Genomic DNA, 16,436 nt, shown 5'->3' with positions numbered 1-16,436 from the left:
ATTGATTGTTCCCGAATGGATCTAAGCTACCTGTTGTAATTCGTAAAACTGTGTAAGGTGAAATTAAGGGATTATCGTAATATTCCAAAGCAGGTGTCTACCTTTCATTAATTTATAGTAAGCTTTGCAAATATAATGTGGGAAATGATTGTTTTTCTAAACATGATCCCGAAAATAATATCCATCCGGGAATGATGCATTAAGCTTTATAGCATATTAAAAAAGAATTCAGTCCGAACCCACTTCTACAATTACCAGGTAACCTTTATTGAATAAAAAATTGGAAACTATTTATTATTTGGTAACGTCTTTAACATTATTAAATCTCATTTTTTGCCAGAATAAACAAAACGTAAAATCATAAGCGTTATGTTCACTAATAATGAAAAACAATTGGTAGCTATAATGGGAATATCCTCTTTTAAAATTCCATAAAAAATCCAGAGTATAAGACCGGCCATCAGAATAACCAGCATAAAAACAGAAATTTCTTCTGCCTTTTTTTCTTTATACGTTTTAATCACCTGTGGTAATAAAGAAGATGCAGTAAACAGGCCTGCAACAATACCAGCGCCCTCAACAAGAAAACTATTGGACATAAAATCTCTTATAAATTTAAATAATATATTTCAGTCCAAAGGCACAAATGGTGCCATTAGAAAAAACAATATTTCTAAACATTTCAATGAATGGAATGTTTTGTACGAAAACTAATTTATGGCTGAAAAGACTTTAAATGATATCAGTGAAATAGTGAGTGACATGGATATTTGCATGCTTTCATCTATTTCAAAAGGTGAAATTATAAGCCGTCCAATGTCAAATAACGGCGATGTGGAATATGATGGCAACTCCTATTTTTTTACTTCGGAAGAAACGGAAATAGCGAGAGATATTTCTACTAATCCCCAGGTAAACCTGGCTTTTTCAGACACAGACAATCAGGTATATATTTCGGTGAGCGGAATAGCAAAGCTGGTTTCTGATAAATCAAAAATGGAAGAACATTGGGTGGATGAGCTGGAGCAATGGTTCGAAGATGGTATCGATACTCCGGGCATTGTGATGATTCATGTAGATGCTAAAAAAATAAAATACTGGGATAATGATAAGGAGGGTGAAGTAAAGCTTGAAAATTAATTACAAGCAGTAAACAATAATCAGCTATTAACTACTGCAGATCAGGAGAATCAAAAGTGTTACCTTGCCGGATGTCCCCGGTTTCATACCCTTTTTTAAACCAATAAGCTCGTTGTGCAGACGTACCATGCGTAAAAGCGTCCGGTACTATATATCCCCTGCTTTGCTTTTGCAGACGGTCGTCTCCAACGGCACTCGCAGCATTCAGGGCTTCATCCACATCGCCCTGCTCCAATATATTTCCTTCATTTACATAATGTGCCCAGACTCCTGCAAAAAAATCTGCCTGCAATTCCAGCATCACCGATTTTTTATTATATTCTTTATCACTGAGCGTCTGTCTCCAGCGCTCCATATTTTCCGAGGTGCCTAAAAGCGATTGAACATGATGGCCTACTTCATGGGCCACAACGTACGCAACTGCAAAATCGCCGGGAGCGTGAAAGCGATCCTCCAATTCCTGGCAAAAAGAAAGATCAATATAAACCTTGTGATCCGGTGGACAATAAAAGGGGCCTGAGGAAGCGCTGGCATTCCCGCAACCGGATTGTATAACCCCATTAAATAAATCCAATTTAGGATCTGTGTACTGAATTCCCTCTTTGGAGAGTAAACTGTGCCACACATCTTCCGTTTGGCCAAGCACTGCTGAGACGAACCTAGCAAGCGTATCCTGTTCGGCCTGTTGTTCGGCACTTAAAGGAGCATTGCCACTTCCAGACAATACATCATTTAACTGTGAAGGATCACCGCCTAATAGAAAATTCAGCACGAGAACCACAACTCCAACTAATCCACCCCCAACTGCCAATGGTCCTCCGCCGCCACGGCGATCTTCAACATTAGAGCTTGTTCTTAAACCTTTCCAAAGCATTTGATATTATTTAATTTAAAAGATAACCTGTGCAATCCATTAGCAAAACAAGCGAATAAATTTTGTATTATAGTTATACCATGGTTACTTTTCTCATCCAAAAATCGTGACTAATTATTTTACTTCTATTTTAAACTAATGATCATATTAAAATATTCCCGTTGAAATTTGTAACCATTTCAGATACTCATGGCTATCATCAATATATAAAACTTCCAAAAGGGGATGTACTTATACATGCCGGTGATCTAACTGCTAACGGAACTGAAAGCCAGACAATTAATTTTTTAAGCTGGTTTGCAAAACAGGATTATAAGTACAAAATATTTATTGCCGGAAATCACGATTTTTATTTTGAGAAACAACCTGTATCGAAAATCAAAGACTTAATACCTGAGGAAATTATTTATTTACATAACAGCAGCGCAACTATTGAAGGAATTAAATTCTGGGGTTCACCAGTTACTCCATGGTATTATAACTGGGCTTTTAACTTATACCGGGGTGCACAAATCAGGAACCATTGGAAATTGATTCCGGACGATACTGATATCTTAATAACTCACGGGCCCATCTTTAATATTCTGGACGCAAATGTAAAAGGGGAGCATATCGGATGCCGAGACTTGTATCACCGCATTCTGGAAGTAAAACCTAAAGTCCATATTTGCGGTCACATCCATGAGGCCTATGGTGTAAAAGAAAAATTTGGGATAAAATTTATTAATGCAAGCATGCTCAATGAAAAATATCTATTGGTAAATAAGCCAATTATATTCGAAATATAACCGGCAATGAATTACTCAAGCATCATCTTTTATAGTGCGAACCAATCCGATACCGGCAATAAAAAAAATTAATCCAAGCATACCATAAATAGTAAGTGCTCGAACATCCCTGCCATTACCGGAGCCATTTACAAACAATACTGCAGCATAGATCAACCCGATGATTCCCAAAATAGTTAACACAGCTCCAAATAATCTTTTTAAATTCATAGTATTGACTTAAATAGAGTTTTTTAGTAATGAACCATTTCTCAGGAAGGTTAAATCCAAAAACAATCCCGGAAATTTATTTCATAATATTAGAAAATCCTATTACTTATTGGTAATAGGATTTTCAGGAAAACTATTTTACATAAGATTACTCATTTCTTTTAGCACGGATATCGGACACCACCTTCTTGCCTTTCTCAATGCCATCTTCCACCAGATTCTTTGCCTGGTTTGCTTTGCCTCTAACATTTTCCATTAATTGGTCTTTATCGTCGGTGGCAAGATAATAACCGATGCTGATGCCTGTAGCTAAACCAAAGAGAAATGAATTATTGATTTTCATGTTTAGAATTTTAAAGTTTAAAATGATTATACAGCGTTTTCTGAAGAAGGTGAAATTACTAAGTATTGATTAATGTTAGAAAAAATCATCACTTACTGGGTAAAATACAATTGCCCACATAAAGATTTTACATGGGCAATTGCAAAAAAGATAGATCTTAATATTCATACTCCCCTTCTTTCTCTCCATCTTCCACCAAAACATCAATATTAATCTCATCTGATAATTCAGACAGAAGTTCATCCGCTTCCTTCTCTTCATCTAATGTTTCCTGAAGTAAGTCTTCGGCTTCTTCATATCCCAAAATAGATGCGTAGGTGCGTAGTGTCCCATAAGTGGCAATTTCATAATGCTCTACTTTTTGACAAGCAGCTATGATTGCCGCATCTCTTACGGGTCCTTCTTCCAAATCTTCCGTAAGTTCTTTGCCTTCTTTTATTAAGCCAGCCATAGCCTGGCATTTTTTACCAGAAACTGGTTCACCAATAATATCGAAAACCTCTTCAAGGCGATCCAACTGATCTTCCGTAACATCTATATGATCCTCAAGAGCATTTACCAGTTCTTCGCTTTCCGCCTTATCGGCCAGATTTTCCAAAGCACGAACCAAAGCATTTTCAGCCCAATAAATATCTCTCAATTCATTATAGAATAATTCTTCAAATCCGTCGGCATGGCCTTTACTTCGACCGCTTAGCATATTTAAAAAATTTTTCATGATTAAGAATTTATCTGTTAATAAATGTTAGTATTATCTGGAACCTCCGCGACCTCCACCTCTGTTTCCACCCCTACCACCGCCTCTGCCACTTGAAGACTGGCCCCTTCCGCCACCATGAGATGCTTCACCTCCCATACGTGCTATCTCACGTACACGGGATTTTGGCATACTGGCAAATCCACGCTTTTCACCACCACCGCCACCGTTTCTTCCTCTGCTGCCTCCGCCACTATTTCCACCACGACCGCCGCCACTTCCACCTCTGCTTCCTGTTCCACCATCTCCCCTATTGCCACCGCCACCATTTCCACCTCTGCCGCCACCTGATTCTTCTCCACCTCTACCACGGCCACCGCCACGATTGCCACCTCTTCCACCACTATGTGAAGCTTCACCACCCATACGAGCTATTTCGCGCTGACGTTCAGGATCCATTCCTGCAAAGCCACGTCCTTCACCACCACCACCTCTGTTACCCCCGCCGCGATTTCCTCCACGACCACCACCGCCTTCATTTCCGCCCCTGCCGCCTCCGCCTCTATTTCCTGCACCGCCATTTCCGCGTCTATCACCACCATTTCCTCCACGGTTTCCACCTCTGCCACTTCCATGAGATGCTTTTCCACCTCTGCGTGCTATTTCACGCTGACGCTCAGGATCCATTCCTCCAAAACCACGTCCCTCACCTCCTCCACCTCTATTACTGCCGCCGCGATTTCCACTACCTCCACCACGATTTCCTCCACGGCCATTACCACCCCTTCTATTATTATTGTCTTCATTACCTCTGCCATCATGACCACTGCGGGAAACTTCACCACCCATGGGTGCTATTCCACGCTGACGACCCGAATCCATACCCGCAAAACCACGTCCGCCGCCTGATTGCCGACCTCTTCCACCACGTTCATCATCTTCTTCCTCATCATCGTAATCATCATCCTCATCATCTTCATTGCTGCCTCTGTCTTCATAACTGTCTTGCGAATCATCATCCTCTTCTTCCTCTTCATCATAATCATCTTCATAACGATCTTCGTAATCACCAGCAAAATCTTGCCTGCGTGATTGTGACCTGGAAGAGGATCCTTGCCTGTTCCGGCCATTGTTTGAACGTCTCATTGGTTATTGATTTATTAAAGGTTTATAATTATCTTAAGGATTATCTACTCTTCAATTGCAATGCCACCTCTATTATCTTTGTGGAATTGGCTAAGCACATTTATTTTGTGGAATGATTTCTACGTATTTCTTAATATAATATCATAGGAAATGAAGAATAGATTCCCCGAATTTACGGCCAGGGATTAGTAAATTTTTTCGGGTAAAGACTATTACATTTCAATTGTAATTGCAGGAGCTCTTTCCTGATATCTATAAATAATATACTGAACACAAACTGCTAAAGAGATTTCATTTTTTCAAGAACTTTTGCTATGTCAATCCCTTCACCAAACACTCCTTTAAACAGGTCTCCTGTGTTTTTTATTCTATCCATAGTATTGAATATCGTAAAGTCTTGTATTTTCAATCCGGGCTTAATTTCTTCCCAGTTTAATGGAGTAGATACAGTTGCGCCCGGTTTAGGCCTGAGCGAATAGGGAGCTGCAATAGTTTGAATAGCCCGATTTTGCAGAAAATCAAGATAAATTTTTCCCTTTCTTTTAGAAGGTGTTCTTTCCAGGCTGGTAAAACCGGTAATTTCTTCATGTACAAATGTTACAATAAGCTCCGCCAGCTGTTTTGACTGCTCGTATGTATAAAGCGCACCTAACGGAATATAAATGTGAATGCCGGTGGATCCGGAAGTTTTAGGAAAAGACGGCACTCCCAAAGCATCAAGCACTTTTTTTACCACATTTGCTGCTTCAATTACTTCTTCGAAAGTGTTGATATCCGGGTCTAAATCAATTACGCACCAGTCAGGATTGTCGGGGGAAATTGTACGGCTATGCCAGGGGTTCATTTCAATACAGCCCAGGTTAGCAATATAAAGCAATGAGGCCTCATCGCTGCAGACTAAAAATGTTTTGGTCCCGTCCTGCGATGTATTTTTATACTGATGGGTAACGATCCAGTCGTCCACTTTACCAGCCACATTTTTCTGATAAAAACTAGGGCCTTCGATTCCGTTCGGATGACGGTTTAAAGACTGTGGCCTGTCTTTCATATAGGGAAGCATATATGGCAAGACTTTATAGTAATAGTTCAGCATGTCACGCTTCGTAACTTTTTCTTTTGGCCAAAACATCTTGCCCAGATTACTAAACTTAAGCTCGTGACCATTTATAGTTAGTAACTGTGATTCGTCCGTATCATTTAAAAGATTATATTTTTTCCTGTTTCCGGGTTCAACAATTCTTTTTTGTTTTGAAGGTTTTGATGCATTTACTAGATTAGTGGTGTGAACAGGTTGTTCATCCACTACCTCCCTAGCCTTTTTATCTATCCTTAAGCCCTGGAAAGAGGGATGCCTCATAACCCCTTCCAGTGTAAGTTCCTGGTAACGCACCTCACAAACCACTTCAGGTTTTACCCAGGTAATTTCTGCTTCAGGTGGATTCGGGCGAAACTTAGAGGGTCTGTTAACTTCAGGCACCGTCCTGAACGGACATATTTCAGTTTCCAAAGGCTTAAGCTTTTTTAATATTTCCGTTCTCATCTTTTCAGTATAGCCCGTGCCAGCCTGCCCTATAAATTTTAATTCACCATTTTCATGGACCGCAAGAATAAGGGCACTGAATTGCTTAGTGGTATCCTCATTACGGGTATAGCCTGCGATAATTGCCTCATGGCGTTTTCCTGATTTTATTTTCAGCCAATTTTTAGTACGATTATTTGGTACATATTCACTGTCTGCTTTTTTAGCGATAATTCCTTCGATTCCAAGTTTTTCAGCGGCGGCAAAAAATTCTGTACCGCTCGTTTCAAAATTTTCGCTTAAGCGGATAGAATGATGTTCTGGCATTATCTGACTTAGGATATTCCGCCGTTCCGTTAAAGGCAAGCTCATTAAGTCAATGCCATTCAGCCATAATATATCAAATGCATAATAAATAAGCTCCCCATTTTTATCCGTTGTCCAGTTTTGCAACAATTGAAATTCTGCAAGGCCTTTTTCATTGATCACAGCAATTTCCCCGTCAATTACCGCTTTAATAGACCATGTTTTCATGGCATTATAAACGGGGTAAAACTTATCGTTGAATGAATGGTTGTTTCTCGACCTCAGCTCTGCTTTTCCATTATTCAAATAGGCAAGGGCACGATAACCATCCCATTTAACTTCAAATATCCAATCCGGGTCATCAAAAGGCTGATCAACCAGGGTAGCCAGCATTGGTTTGATATCCACAGGCATTGATGATTTTTTCTTCTTTTCTAATGAAAAAAGAATGCTTCGGACTATTTCTTCCAAATCAGTATTTTTTTCTAACGGGACATTGGGTTGATTTACTCCTGATTCATTTTCCTTCAATGTGCCGGCGGAGGCACGGTTACTGATCCATTGTTTAGCTTTTTTATCTGCTGCAACCTCATTAAGAGTTTTATGCGAGATAACCGATTCTTCCTTCTTAGTAATATCGGTTTCTGCGGAAAACTTGTCTTTTTTCTTTATCAAAAGCCATGATCTTTCTCCACGCTGGGGAGCTTTCACAAGCACAAACTCACCCTTCAGTTTCTTGCCTTTCATATTAATTGCCAGCGAACCACCAAAAAACCCTTTCATTAAAATTTTTTCCTTCTCAGCTTTGGTACTTGATTTTTCTGCTGGCTCATACGTTCCATGATCCCAAACAATTACAGTTCCTGCACCATAATTTCCTTTGGGAATTATACCCTCAAAATCCTTATAATCAAAAGGATGATCTTCCACAAGCATTGCAAGACGTTTATCAGCAGGGTTTATGGAAGGACCTTTTGGTACCGCCCAACTTTTCAAAACACCCTTTATTTCAAGCCTGAAATCATAATGTAAATGGGAGGCCTGATGCTTTTGAATAACAAAAATTAACTCATTATTGGATGCAGGTTCCTTAGCCCCTGAAGGCTCCGGTGTTTTTGAAAAAGACCGCTTCTTCTTATATTCTGTAAGACTCATAATGTTTACTTATCTAAAGATGAATTTCAAATATTACTCCATCGCTCCAAAGGCTAAATACCTGCTTATTGATCTGTATCAAAATCAGGAATAACAATTGTGTATCAGACGATCATTCAAATTCTGCCCGATAAAATATAATCCATGGCTAAAATATTTCAAAAAAAAGAAAAGTATCCGCGCTGGTTTACAGTGGCTCCTGATATATGGGGTATGAAAGACATTTTTGTCAACATTTTCATGATATACAACAGAGTTGAAAATAAATGGGTTTTAATTGATACCGGCATTCCATCAACGGCCAAAAAAATCCGGGTTATGGCTGAGTATCTTTTTGGTTCCGAGGTATCTACTCCATCCGCGATCGTTCTTACTCATGGACATTTTGATCACATTGGCTCCTTGATCGAACTCGTGAGAGAATGGCAAATTCCAATTTATGCGCACCATTTGGAAGCACCTTATTTAACAGGCAAATCTTCCTATCCACCGCCAGATCCTTTTGCCGGTGGGGGAATCATGACCCTTATGTCTTGGCTTTTCCCCAAAGGTCCTATCAATGTATCAGGATTTCTGCGCCCACTGCCAGATGATGGATCTGTACCCGGATTGCCTGAATGGAAAAATATCCATACCCCAGGCCATGCGCCAGGTCACATAAGTCTTTTCCGACCAAAAGACAAGGTATTGATTTCCGGGGATGCAATTGTAACCACGAAGCAGGAATCTGCCATTTCAGTAATGCAGCAGCGAAAGGTGCTGTCAGGCCCACCAAGATACTTTACTCCTGACTGGCAATCAGCGCAGGAGTCTGTAAAATCACTTATAGCATTAGAACCAACTGTATTAGCGGCCGGTCACGGAATACCAATGAAGGGAATGATGTTAAAACAATCATTAGATTATTTACTTAGGAACTTCCGGAAGATTGCTGTTCCCAAAGAAGGGCGTTATGTGGATAGTCCCGCTAAAATGAATGATAAGGGCGTACAGTACATTCCGCCTTTTAAAATAACCAAAACGGTTGCAGAAAGTTTAATTGCAGTTGGGGCAGGTATATCGTTGGGCATCCTATTAACACTCATGGATAAAAGGAAAAATTGACTTAATGTTTCCTTCTGCCTGTTACACTTTTATAAGGAATTCTCTGGCTAAAAACAACCACAAGCAATTCAGTAAGTCCAAGTAATAGATGGGGCAGATATACTTTCTCATGAAAATTAAATATCCAGGGGGAAGCCGCGAGAAAAATACCGTTTAACAGATCGAGCAGCAAATGCGCCTGCATAGATATAGTCTTTATTAAACCTAATTCATAATCAGTAAGTAAACTATAGACTATAGTAGCTATTCCTAAAGAAATAAAAATCCATGACTCGGCCCCATTCCGGTCAAAATCAAACAGGAATGGTAAAGCAATAAATAATGCTGCTACTGCATAATCCAGTAAACCGTGAACCCTGGTCGGAATAAATTTCATAGGAATTAATTAAAAATGTTAACGATAACCTGCACGTTCTATACCAATCCGAACCTATCGGGTATTACAGCGCCTTTTTTAACCACTACTATTCCGTCCTTCACCGTAAGGGTATCAATATCCATATCCGGTAGATGTGGACTTCCCTGAATATGCACATCGTTACCGATAAAGCAATCTTTATCGATTATGGTATTTTGAATGTAGCACCTATCGCCAATACCCATTATAGGAATACCTTTACGGATGGAGCTATTGATAGATTCGAGTGATTGAAAAGTATCATTCCCGATAATGTAACTGTTAACAATTACGCTGCCTTCTCCAATCCGCGAACGTATGCCTATTACAGAACGCTCCACTTTGGCAGCGCGAACAATACTGCCTTCCGCAATCATAGAAGCATTGATGGTAGTACCAGAAATTTTTGCAGGCGGGAGCATGCGACCGTGCGTATAAATTACCCGGTTAACATCGAACAAGTTGAATTGAGGAATTTCATCAGTAAGAGCAAGATTTGCCTCATAAAAAGAACGGATGTTACCAATATCCGTCCAATAACCTTCATACTGGTAACTTACCATCTTATAATTCCCGATAGATTGAGGTATAATCTCTTTCCCAAAATCGGTAGCTTCCTTTTTTTGAAGAAGCAGGTCAGAAAGAACCTGCCGGTTGAAAACATAAATTCCCATAGATGCCAGATAGAGTCTACCCTGGCCTTTCATTCCTTCACTTACTTCCGATTGCCAATCGGGTAAAAGTTCTGTTTTAGGCTTTTCAATAAAGGAATCAATGAACCCCGCATCACTGGTTTTCATAATACCGTATTCAGGGGCATCCTTGTCATGAACCGGTATGGTAGCAATGGTTATATCACCGTTCATTTTTTTATGGTGATCAAGCATGTCCATTAAATTCATCTGGTACAACTGATCACCGGAAAGTATCAGGACGTAATCAAAATCATGGTTATTGATATGATGCATTGACTGCCGAACAGCATCAGCGGTTCCCATAAACCACATTGGATTATCCTGGGTTTGTTCAGCCGCGAGTATATCCACAAATGCTTTACTGAAAGCGCTGAAGTGATAGGTGTTTTTAATGTGCCTGTTAAGGGATGCTGAGTTGTACTGTGTAAGCACAAACATGCGCTGAATACCCGAGTTGATACAATTGGAAACAGGTATATCAACTAACCTGTATTTGCCGGCAATAGGTACCGCGGGCTTTGCTCTGTAGGCTGTAAGGGGAAATAATCTCGTTCCGGCTCCCCCACCTAATATGACTGCAATCACTTTTTCCTGTTGCATAGTAAGCGTTTTTATATTCTCTTAATGTAACCCTCCCATCTTTAATTTAACAGCTTAACAATACACTGCATTCCGATTCAAAAATCAATTTAAACATCTTTCTTTAGACTGGAATACAAATCCATATACTCACCTGTTACTTGTTCCCATGAATGATCAATATTCATAATTTGCTTTTTTATTTTTTTTATCTTGTCCTCATTAATGAATAATGCCTCAGCTCTTTTTAATGCAAGAGAAATATCCGGAAAGGAGGTACTGGTAAACCGTATACCAAATCCTTCTTCTTCCAAATCAAGAACCGTATCTATTAAGCCGCCAGTGCTTCGCACAATAGGAACAGTACCATAATGCAGGGCATATAATTGATTTAATCCGCATGGTTCCATACGTGAGGGCATCAGCAGAAAATCTGCACCAGCATACATCAGGTGTGCAAGCTTTTCATTGTATCCAATATAACAATTGAAATTTTCAGGCAGTAATTCTCTGAGCACCTTTAAATCAGTTTCGTACTGTTTAACACCACTTCCCAGAACCAAAAAACTGATATTACCCTTAAGCTCAGAAACAGACTGGCGGATACTTTCGGCCAGCACATCACCGCCCTTTTCCGCAACTAATCGTCCAATAAAGATTACTAAGGGTTTCTTCAACCCGGATTGCAAATGAAATTCTTTCAGCAAGGCCTTTTTATTTTTTGTTTTGCCCTTGGTCACACCTGCAGAATTGTATGTTTTTTCTATCCAGGAATCTGTTTCAGGATTCCAGATATCCGCATCTATACCGTTAAGAATACCTGTTGATTTATCTTTTTCGCTTACGATCAGCGATTCAAGTGTAAAGGCATCATTCCTCAACTCATTAAGATAATTTGGTGAAACGGTGGTGAATTTCCAGCAGCATTTAATTGCGGCGGCCATGGGATTAATGGTGTTATTCCACTCCAGTAAACCTTGTTTCCAATTATCATAATGTGGAATTAAATGTTGCTGTTCTTTTAAAAAATAGCCCTGATACTGGCCATTGTGTATGGTGAAAACGGTCGGTATTTTACTCAGCATATCATAGCTGTAACAATAATTCATCATAAAAGGAATCAATCCTGTATGGTGATCGTGGCAGTGGATTACATCGTATTGATGTTCAGCATGACTAAGCCAGTCGACAACGGCAATTTGAAAACCGATATGACGCTCCAGATCATTACTATAGCCATACGGCAGCTCTTCTTCCAGTAAACCCGGAATTTCTGTGACAAAAAGGTCAAATCCTAATGTCCCATTTTTCTCTTTAAGAATCCGGTACTGATAGCTAAGTGTACCAAGTGGAAAGTTGCCTTCAAACACTGTTTCCCAATCGTGTTTCTTAATAAATTTATTATTATAATAAGGCATTATCAACCTTGCAACAGCTCCTGCCCTGTTTAAATATTTCGGTAATGCTCCGGCAACATCTGCAAGTCCACCAACCTTTGCAACCGGATAACATTCTGCACTTACATGTAATATTTCCATAGTGATTAAAAGCAGTTGTAAAATCAGATTTGTAACTAGCTATTGTTCCAGCCATCCGCCGGTAAATCCTGCCTTCTTTAAACCCGTTACTATATACTTATTTTTTTTCATCAGATCCCAAATCAAGCCACAACGATAATTTTCAAGCTGAATAACAATAGGACCTTCATCTATACCTAAATAATCCACATCAACCCATCCTTGAATACCGTCTTTGCTTAAAAAACTCAGGTTGAAGGCATCCTTAAAGCCATATCTGTCGTATATTTTATCTCCATATTTACGGTACATGTTTTCCAATGCGGGTATGCAAATTTCCGGTGCAAATGCAACCGAACCACCCGTAGCTGTAGGAGCAATAGTACCATCATCCACTATATTGCCTTTGGCAGCACCACGGGCAGCATAATCCATAAAAGATATATTTGGATTTACGTTATTGGAATTACCCGGACCATCACAAGCTGTTAATCCCCAAATTGTTTCGCTGTAGCCATCAAACCCAGCCGGATTATTACTACAATAAGTGCGGTTTGAGTAGGTCGCCCTCCTGGAATTTTCAAAATAATCGATCCCTTTGCTGCGCATAAAAGAATCCCTGATTCCCCTGAAATCAATGTACATCTGTGAATATTGATGTGCGAAGAGGGGACCAAAATTGATCATATCCTGTCCATTAAATTTTGCCCACAAATAGGTCTTTGTCCATTCTTCCCATGCAGAAGGCGGTACCGGGTACGTTGGCGATCCAAGTGCCAGTATGTATAGGATCATTGCTTCATTGTATCCTTTCCACGAAACATCCAGAAATCCACTTTCCGGATGCCAGCCCATGCTCATAGTTTTTCCTCCATTCATAGCCCAATTCCATTGTACACCTCTGTAAAGGGAATCTGCCAATTCACGAATTTCACGCTCTGTATCATTTTCTCCGTCAAAATAGGTTTGGCAGGAAAGAATTCCCGCCATTAATAATCCTGTATCTATAGTGGATAGCTCTACGTCCTTAAAACGCAAACCTGTTTTCATATCAATAAAATGATAAAAAAACCCATGGTTGCCGGTAATGCCTGCCTTTGAATCCCCTTTTGGAGCATTTGCAAAAAATAGCAGGGTTTTTAATGCCCGTTCAGCCCCCTGCTGTCTGCTTATATAACCGCGATCAATACCAACCAGATAGCATGTAAGTCCAAAACCCGTAGCTGCTATACTGGAAAAGCTCTCTGTAGGCCAACGGTCGGGAATATTTCCGTTTGATAGTTCTGCAAGATCCCAGAAATAATGGAATGTATGGAGAGAAAGTGAATCAAGAAATGAAGAATCAACCTTTTGCGTGCTATCTTCAGCAACTAATATATTGTTACGGGGTGCTCCCCCATTACATGAGTCAACTATTATTGATATTGTAACGACGCTTAAGGTCAGATAAAATTTCATTTATGTAATTCCTTATCTTATTTATAAATTACTTTCGATCGGATAAATGTAATGCATGCCCATGTGATTGTTATGAATGGGATAACTTAAATAAATTAATAAACGCACCAACAGTCAATACGCATTTATCTTAAAGAGCTTTACCGCCAATGCAAGTAACACTACTCCGAAAATTTTCCGTAAAATGTCTATTCCTCCCTGGCCTAGCAATTTTTCCAAACGGTAAAGATTTTTAAGTGAAAAGAATACAATAACAAGGTTTATCAGGATACCAATAATGATATTGCTTACCTCTTCGTACTGAGCGCGCAGTGATAAGAGAGTAGTTAATGTTCCAGCACCCGCAATTAATGGAAAAGCAATCGGAACAATTGATGCTGCCGCTGATGTTTCACCCCTAAAAAATTTATACCCAAAATCATTTCAAGAGCAAGAAAAAACAGGATCAATGAACCGGCTATTGCGAATGATTTAACGTCTAAGCCAATTAATCCGAGGATAGATTTCCCGAGAAATAAAAAAACAATCATAATAATGCCGGAAGCAACAGTAATCTTTCCAGCATTTAATCTGCCTGTTTTTGCTTGTATGTCAACCAGTACCGGAATGGAACCGGCCACGTCTATTACAGCGAAAAGAATCATGGTAATGGCACCAATATCTTTCACGTTAATATTCATTGAACTTCTTTTGCGTAAATATGCCGAATATTTTCTGCTCTACTCCCTCACAGCTCATCTCGGTGATTCATTATGCATCACCTTATATGTGAGTTATATTATTAAGTGTAAACAGCTAACGATTAACGCAAGGTTTACTTCTGCTACTACAGCAATGTGGGTACTTTAACCAAGTGATAGGATTAGGAATAGATTCAGCGCGGTCTTTGTTTAAACTTGCTGAAGTTAGCCATGCGACGGCGTTGCCCGTTCTGTTTGAGATATAGATCCAGGGCATCCCATTCTTTGCGTACCGCATGAACTGATAATTGTTGCACCTATAACAAGCACAAGAAATGCTATACGCTGCAATAATGAAGGTTTATTTATCATACCGTTATTTAAAATAGAAACTTTGTTTGTTGTACGTGTTATTTTAACAAAAATAAAGCGAATCATTGTGTTCTCAAAATTGACTGATGAAAATATATTTTATCGCCATTGGCGGAAGTGTAATGCATAATCTTGCAATCGCTTTAAAAATGAAAGGATATGAAGTCCAGGGTTCCGATGATGAAATAATTGAGCCTGCCAGAAGTAACCTTTCAAAGTATAATTTATTACCCGAAACTGAGGGTTGGAACGAAAACAGGATAACGGAAAACATTGATGCGGTAATATTAGGAATGCATGCAAAACCTGAGAATCCTGAATTACTTAAAGCAGTGGATTTAGGTTTGAAAATTTATTCGTATCCGGAATTCTTATATGAACAGGCAAAAAATAAGACCAGGATAGTAATAGCTGGAAGTCATGGAAAAACTTCCATTACCGCTATGATCCTTCATATTCTTAAGAAAAATAATATTGATGCAGACTATATGATAGGTGCGGCTTTGCCTGGTTACGAACTCACAGTGCGACTTACAGAAAAGGCACCAATTATTATTCTGGAAGGTGATGAATATCCTGATTCTACTCTTAATCAGCAACCAAAGTTTCTCGTTTACAGACCACACCTTGCATTGATCAGCGGTATATCCTGGGACCATATTAACGTATTTCCCACGTTTGAAAATTACGTGGAGCAATTTGAAAAATTTGCTTCGCTAATACCTGTAAACGGAACAATCATTTATAACAATGAAGATTCTCAGGTTGCAGATATTGTAAGCAACCTTAAAAGCAACATTCATAAAATTCCTTACTATACTCCTTCTTTCAAAATTGACAAACATCAGACTTTCTTTATAGACAGGAACCAGGAAATACCACTTCAGATTTTTGGAAAGCATAATCTTCAGAACCTGGCCGGGGCAATAGAAGTTTGTAAAGCGTTGGGAATTAGCGAAGATAAATGCCTGGCATCTATCGGTGATTTTAGAGGTGCTGCAAAACGGCTTGAATTGTTAGATCAAAATAATGAAGCTGCAGTATTTAAGGATTTTGCACATTCTCCTTCCAAGCTAAAAGCAACTATAGCAGCCGTAAAAGAACAATTTCCGGATCGCAGGCTTATCGCCTGTTTCGAGTTACATACTTACAGCAGCCTGAACAGCATTTTCATTAAAGAATATGAGGGAACCATGAAAGAGGCAGATATTAAAATAATTTTTTTTAACGAGCATACTTTTAATCTAAAACAGCTGGTTCCGTATGATCCGGATTTTGTAAGAGAATCATTCGGCGATTCGTCCATTCAGGTTATCACCGATACAAATGTTTTGGACGAATATCTTCGTTCTGTTAAATGGAAAAAAAGCAATTTACTGATGATGAGCTCAGGGAATTTTGGGGGGTTAGATTTCAAAGAGTTAAGTACATTTGTCATGAAGAATGTGTAAAAAAT

Annotated in this window: 16 protein-coding genes and 1 pseudogene; 4 read left to right on the top strand and 13 right to left on the bottom strand. The window is 39.3% G+C overall.

The genetic code is table 11. The annotated features are described in order from the left end of the window. Positions 1 to 326: 326 nt before the first annotated feature. Positions 327 to 599, bottom strand: a complete 273-nt coding sequence (locus H0W62_07680; protein ID MBA3648414.1) for a SemiSWEET transporter — start codon at positions 597 to 599, stop codon at positions 327 to 329. 118 nt (positions 600 to 717) lie between these two features. On the opposite strand from H0W62_07680, the gene H0W62_07675 reads away from it, so the two are divergent. Next, positions 718 to 1,140 carry a pyridoxamine 5'-phosphate oxidase family protein gene (locus H0W62_07675; GenBank protein MBA3648413.1) on the top strand — a complete coding sequence of 141 codons (423 nt, stop codon included), beginning with the start codon at positions 718 to 720 and terminating at the stop codon, positions 1,138 to 1,140. A 31-nt stretch (positions 1,141 to 1,171) separates the two neighbouring features. Here the strand turns inward: H0W62_07675 and H0W62_07670 are convergent, their stop codons facing one another. Then, the gene (locus tag H0W62_07670) at positions 1,172 to 2,014 is read right to left on the bottom strand and encodes a neutral zinc metallopeptidase (protein MBA3648412.1); all 843 of its coding nucleotides are present in this window, start codon (positions 2,012 to 2,014) and stop codon (positions 1,172 to 1,174) included. Between the two features lie 161 nt (positions 2,015 to 2,175). Between H0W62_07670 and H0W62_07665 the strand changes: the two genes are divergently transcribed. After that, complete coding sequence (locus H0W62_07665) at positions 2,176 to 2,802, top strand: metallophosphoesterase (GenBank protein MBA3648411.1); 627 nt, start codon at positions 2,176 to 2,178, stop codon at positions 2,800 to 2,802. Between the two features lie 15 nt (positions 2,803 to 2,817). Here H0W62_07665 and H0W62_07660 read toward each other — a convergent pair whose 3' ends face one another. The 5 genes from H0W62_07660 to ligD form a co-directional block, all read right to left on the bottom strand. Further along, positions 2,818 to 3,012, bottom strand: a complete 195-nt coding sequence (locus H0W62_07660; protein ID MBA3648410.1) for a hypothetical protein — start codon at positions 3,010 to 3,012, stop codon at positions 2,818 to 2,820. Positions 3,013 to 3,160: 148 nt separating this feature from the next. Further along, positions 3,161 to 3,355, bottom strand: coding sequence for a hypothetical protein (locus tag H0W62_07655; GenBank protein MBA3648409.1), 195 nt, complete (start codon positions 3,353 to 3,355; stop codon positions 3,161 to 3,163). 157 nt (positions 3,356 to 3,512) lie between these two features. Next, positions 3,513 to 4,055, bottom strand: a complete 543-nt coding sequence (locus H0W62_07650) for a ferritin-like domain-containing protein (protein MBA3648408.1) — start codon at positions 4,053 to 4,055, stop codon at positions 3,513 to 3,515. 51 nt (positions 4,056 to 4,106) lie between these two features. After that, positions 4,107 to 5,198, bottom strand: a complete 1,092-nt coding sequence (locus H0W62_07645) for a hypothetical protein (GenBank protein ID MBA3648407.1) — start codon at positions 5,196 to 5,198, stop codon at positions 4,107 to 4,109. A gap of 280 nt (positions 5,199 to 5,478) precedes the next feature. Further along, positions 5,479 to 8,178: a DNA ligase D gene (gene ligD, locus H0W62_07640; protein ID MBA3648406.1), complete on the bottom strand. Its 2,700-nt coding sequence runs from the start codon at positions 8,176 to 8,178 to the stop codon at positions 5,479 to 5,481. 144 nt (positions 8,179 to 8,322) lie between these two features. Here ligD and H0W62_07635 point away from each other — a divergent pair, with 144 nt between their 5' ends. After that, positions 8,323 to 9,282 (top strand): MBL fold metallo-hydrolase, encoded by a 960-nt coding sequence (locus tag H0W62_07635; GenBank protein MBA3648405.1) that lies wholly within the window; start codon positions 8,323 to 8,325, stop codon positions 9,280 to 9,282. A gap of 1 nt (position 9,283) precedes the next feature. Here H0W62_07635 and H0W62_07630 read toward each other — a convergent pair whose 3' ends face one another. From H0W62_07630 to H0W62_07605, 6 genes and pseudogenes are all read right to left on the bottom strand, one after another. Next, a complete protein-coding gene (locus H0W62_07630; GenBank protein ID MBA3648404.1) occupies positions 9,284 to 9,658 on the bottom strand; it encodes a hypothetical protein in 375 nt (124 codons plus the stop codon). A gap of 38 nt (positions 9,659 to 9,696) precedes the next feature. Further along, positions 9,697 to 10,974: a glucose-1-phosphate adenylyltransferase gene (locus tag H0W62_07625; GenBank protein MBA3648403.1), complete on the bottom strand. Its 1,278-nt coding sequence runs from the start codon at positions 10,972 to 10,974 to the stop codon at positions 9,697 to 9,699. An 89-nt stretch (positions 10,975 to 11,063) separates the two neighbouring features. Beyond that, the gene (locus H0W62_07620; protein ID MBA3648402.1) at positions 11,064 to 12,491 is read right to left on the bottom strand and encodes a glycogen/starch synthase; all 1,428 of its coding nucleotides are present in this window, start codon (positions 12,489 to 12,491) and stop codon (positions 11,064 to 11,066) included. Between the two features lie 39 nt (positions 12,492 to 12,530). Beyond that, a complete protein-coding gene (locus H0W62_07615; GenBank protein ID MBA3648401.1) occupies positions 12,531 to 13,928 on the bottom strand; it encodes a Tat pathway signal protein in 1,398 nt (465 codons plus the stop codon). A gap of 114 nt (positions 13,929 to 14,042) precedes the next feature. After that, positions 14,043 to 14,608: pseudogene (locus tag H0W62_07610) on the bottom strand (MarC family protein). A gap of 225 nt (positions 14,609 to 14,833) precedes the next feature. Beyond that, a complete protein-coding gene (locus tag H0W62_07605; protein ID MBA3648400.1) occupies positions 14,834 to 14,980 on the bottom strand; it encodes a hypothetical protein in 147 nt (48 codons plus the stop codon). Positions 14,981 to 15,066: 86 nt separating this feature from the next. On the opposite strand from H0W62_07605, the gene H0W62_07600 reads away from it, so the two are divergent. Further along, a complete protein-coding gene (locus H0W62_07600) occupies positions 15,067 to 16,431 on the top strand; it encodes a peptidoglycan synthetase (GenBank protein MBA3648399.1) in 1,365 nt (454 codons plus the stop codon). The last annotated feature ends 5 nt before the right edge of the window (positions 16,432 to 16,436 follow it).

The sequence above is a fragment of the Chitinophagales bacterium genome, assembly GCA_013816805.1.
Taxonomy (GTDB): Bacteria; Bacteroidota; Bacteroidia; order Chitinophagales; family UBA10324; genus MGR-bin340.
This window is presented reverse-complemented; position numbering and strand designations above follow the sequence as displayed.

Excerpts from the sequence above, each read along its gene's own strand:
- H0W62_07620 (MBA3648402.1), bottom strand. The coding sequence starts at position 12,491 with ATGGAAATATTACATGTAAGTGCAGAATGTTATCCGGTTGCAAAGGTT.
- H0W62_07675 (MBA3648413.1), top strand. The coding sequence starts at position 718 with ATGGCTGAAAAGACTTTAAATGATATCAGTGAAATAGTGAGTGACATG.
- H0W62_07615 (MBA3648401.1), bottom strand. The coding sequence starts at position 13,928 with ATGAAATTTTATCTGACCTTAAGCGTCGTTACAATATCAATAATAGTT.
- H0W62_07655 (MBA3648409.1), bottom strand. The coding sequence starts at position 3,355 with ATGAAAATCAATAATTCATTTCTCTTTGGTTTAGCTACAGGCATCAGC.
- H0W62_07645 (MBA3648407.1), bottom strand. The coding sequence starts at position 5,198 with ATGAGACGTTCAAACAATGGCCGGAACAGGCAAGGATCCTCTTCCAGG.
- H0W62_07670 (MBA3648412.1), bottom strand. The coding sequence starts at position 2,014 with ATGCTTTGGAAAGGTTTAAGAACAAGCTCTAATGTTGAAGATCGCCGT.
- H0W62_07635 (MBA3648405.1), top strand. The coding sequence starts at position 8,323 with ATGGCTAAAATATTTCAAAAAAAAGAAAAGTATCCGCGCTGGTTTACA.
- H0W62_07630 (MBA3648404.1), bottom strand. The coding sequence starts at position 9,658 with ATGAAATTTATTCCGACCAGGGTTCACGGTTTACTGGATTATGCAGTA.
- H0W62_07680 (MBA3648414.1), bottom strand. The coding sequence starts at position 599 with ATGTCCAATAGTTTTCTTGTTGAGGGCGCTGGTATTGTTGCAGGCCTG.
- ligD (MBA3648406.1), bottom strand. The coding sequence starts at position 8,178 with ATGAGTCTTACAGAATATAAGAAGAAGCGGTCTTTTTCAAAAACACCG.
- H0W62_07625 (MBA3648403.1), bottom strand. The coding sequence starts at position 10,974 with ATGCAACAGGAAAAAGTGATTGCAGTCATATTAGGTGGGGGAGCCGGA.
- H0W62_07660 (MBA3648410.1), bottom strand. The coding sequence starts at position 3,012 with ATGAATTTAAAAAGATTATTTGGAGCTGTGTTAACTATTTTGGGAATC.
- H0W62_07650 (MBA3648408.1), bottom strand. The coding sequence starts at position 4,055 with ATGCTAAGCGGTCGAAGTAAAGGCCATGCCGACGGATTTGAAGAATTA.
- H0W62_07600 (MBA3648399.1), top strand. The coding sequence starts at position 15,067 with ATGAAAATATATTTTATCGCCATTGGCGGAAGTGTAATGCATAATCTT.
- H0W62_07605 (MBA3648400.1), bottom strand. The coding sequence starts at position 14,980 with ATGATAAATAAACCTTCATTATTGCAGCGTATAGCATTTCTTGTGCTT.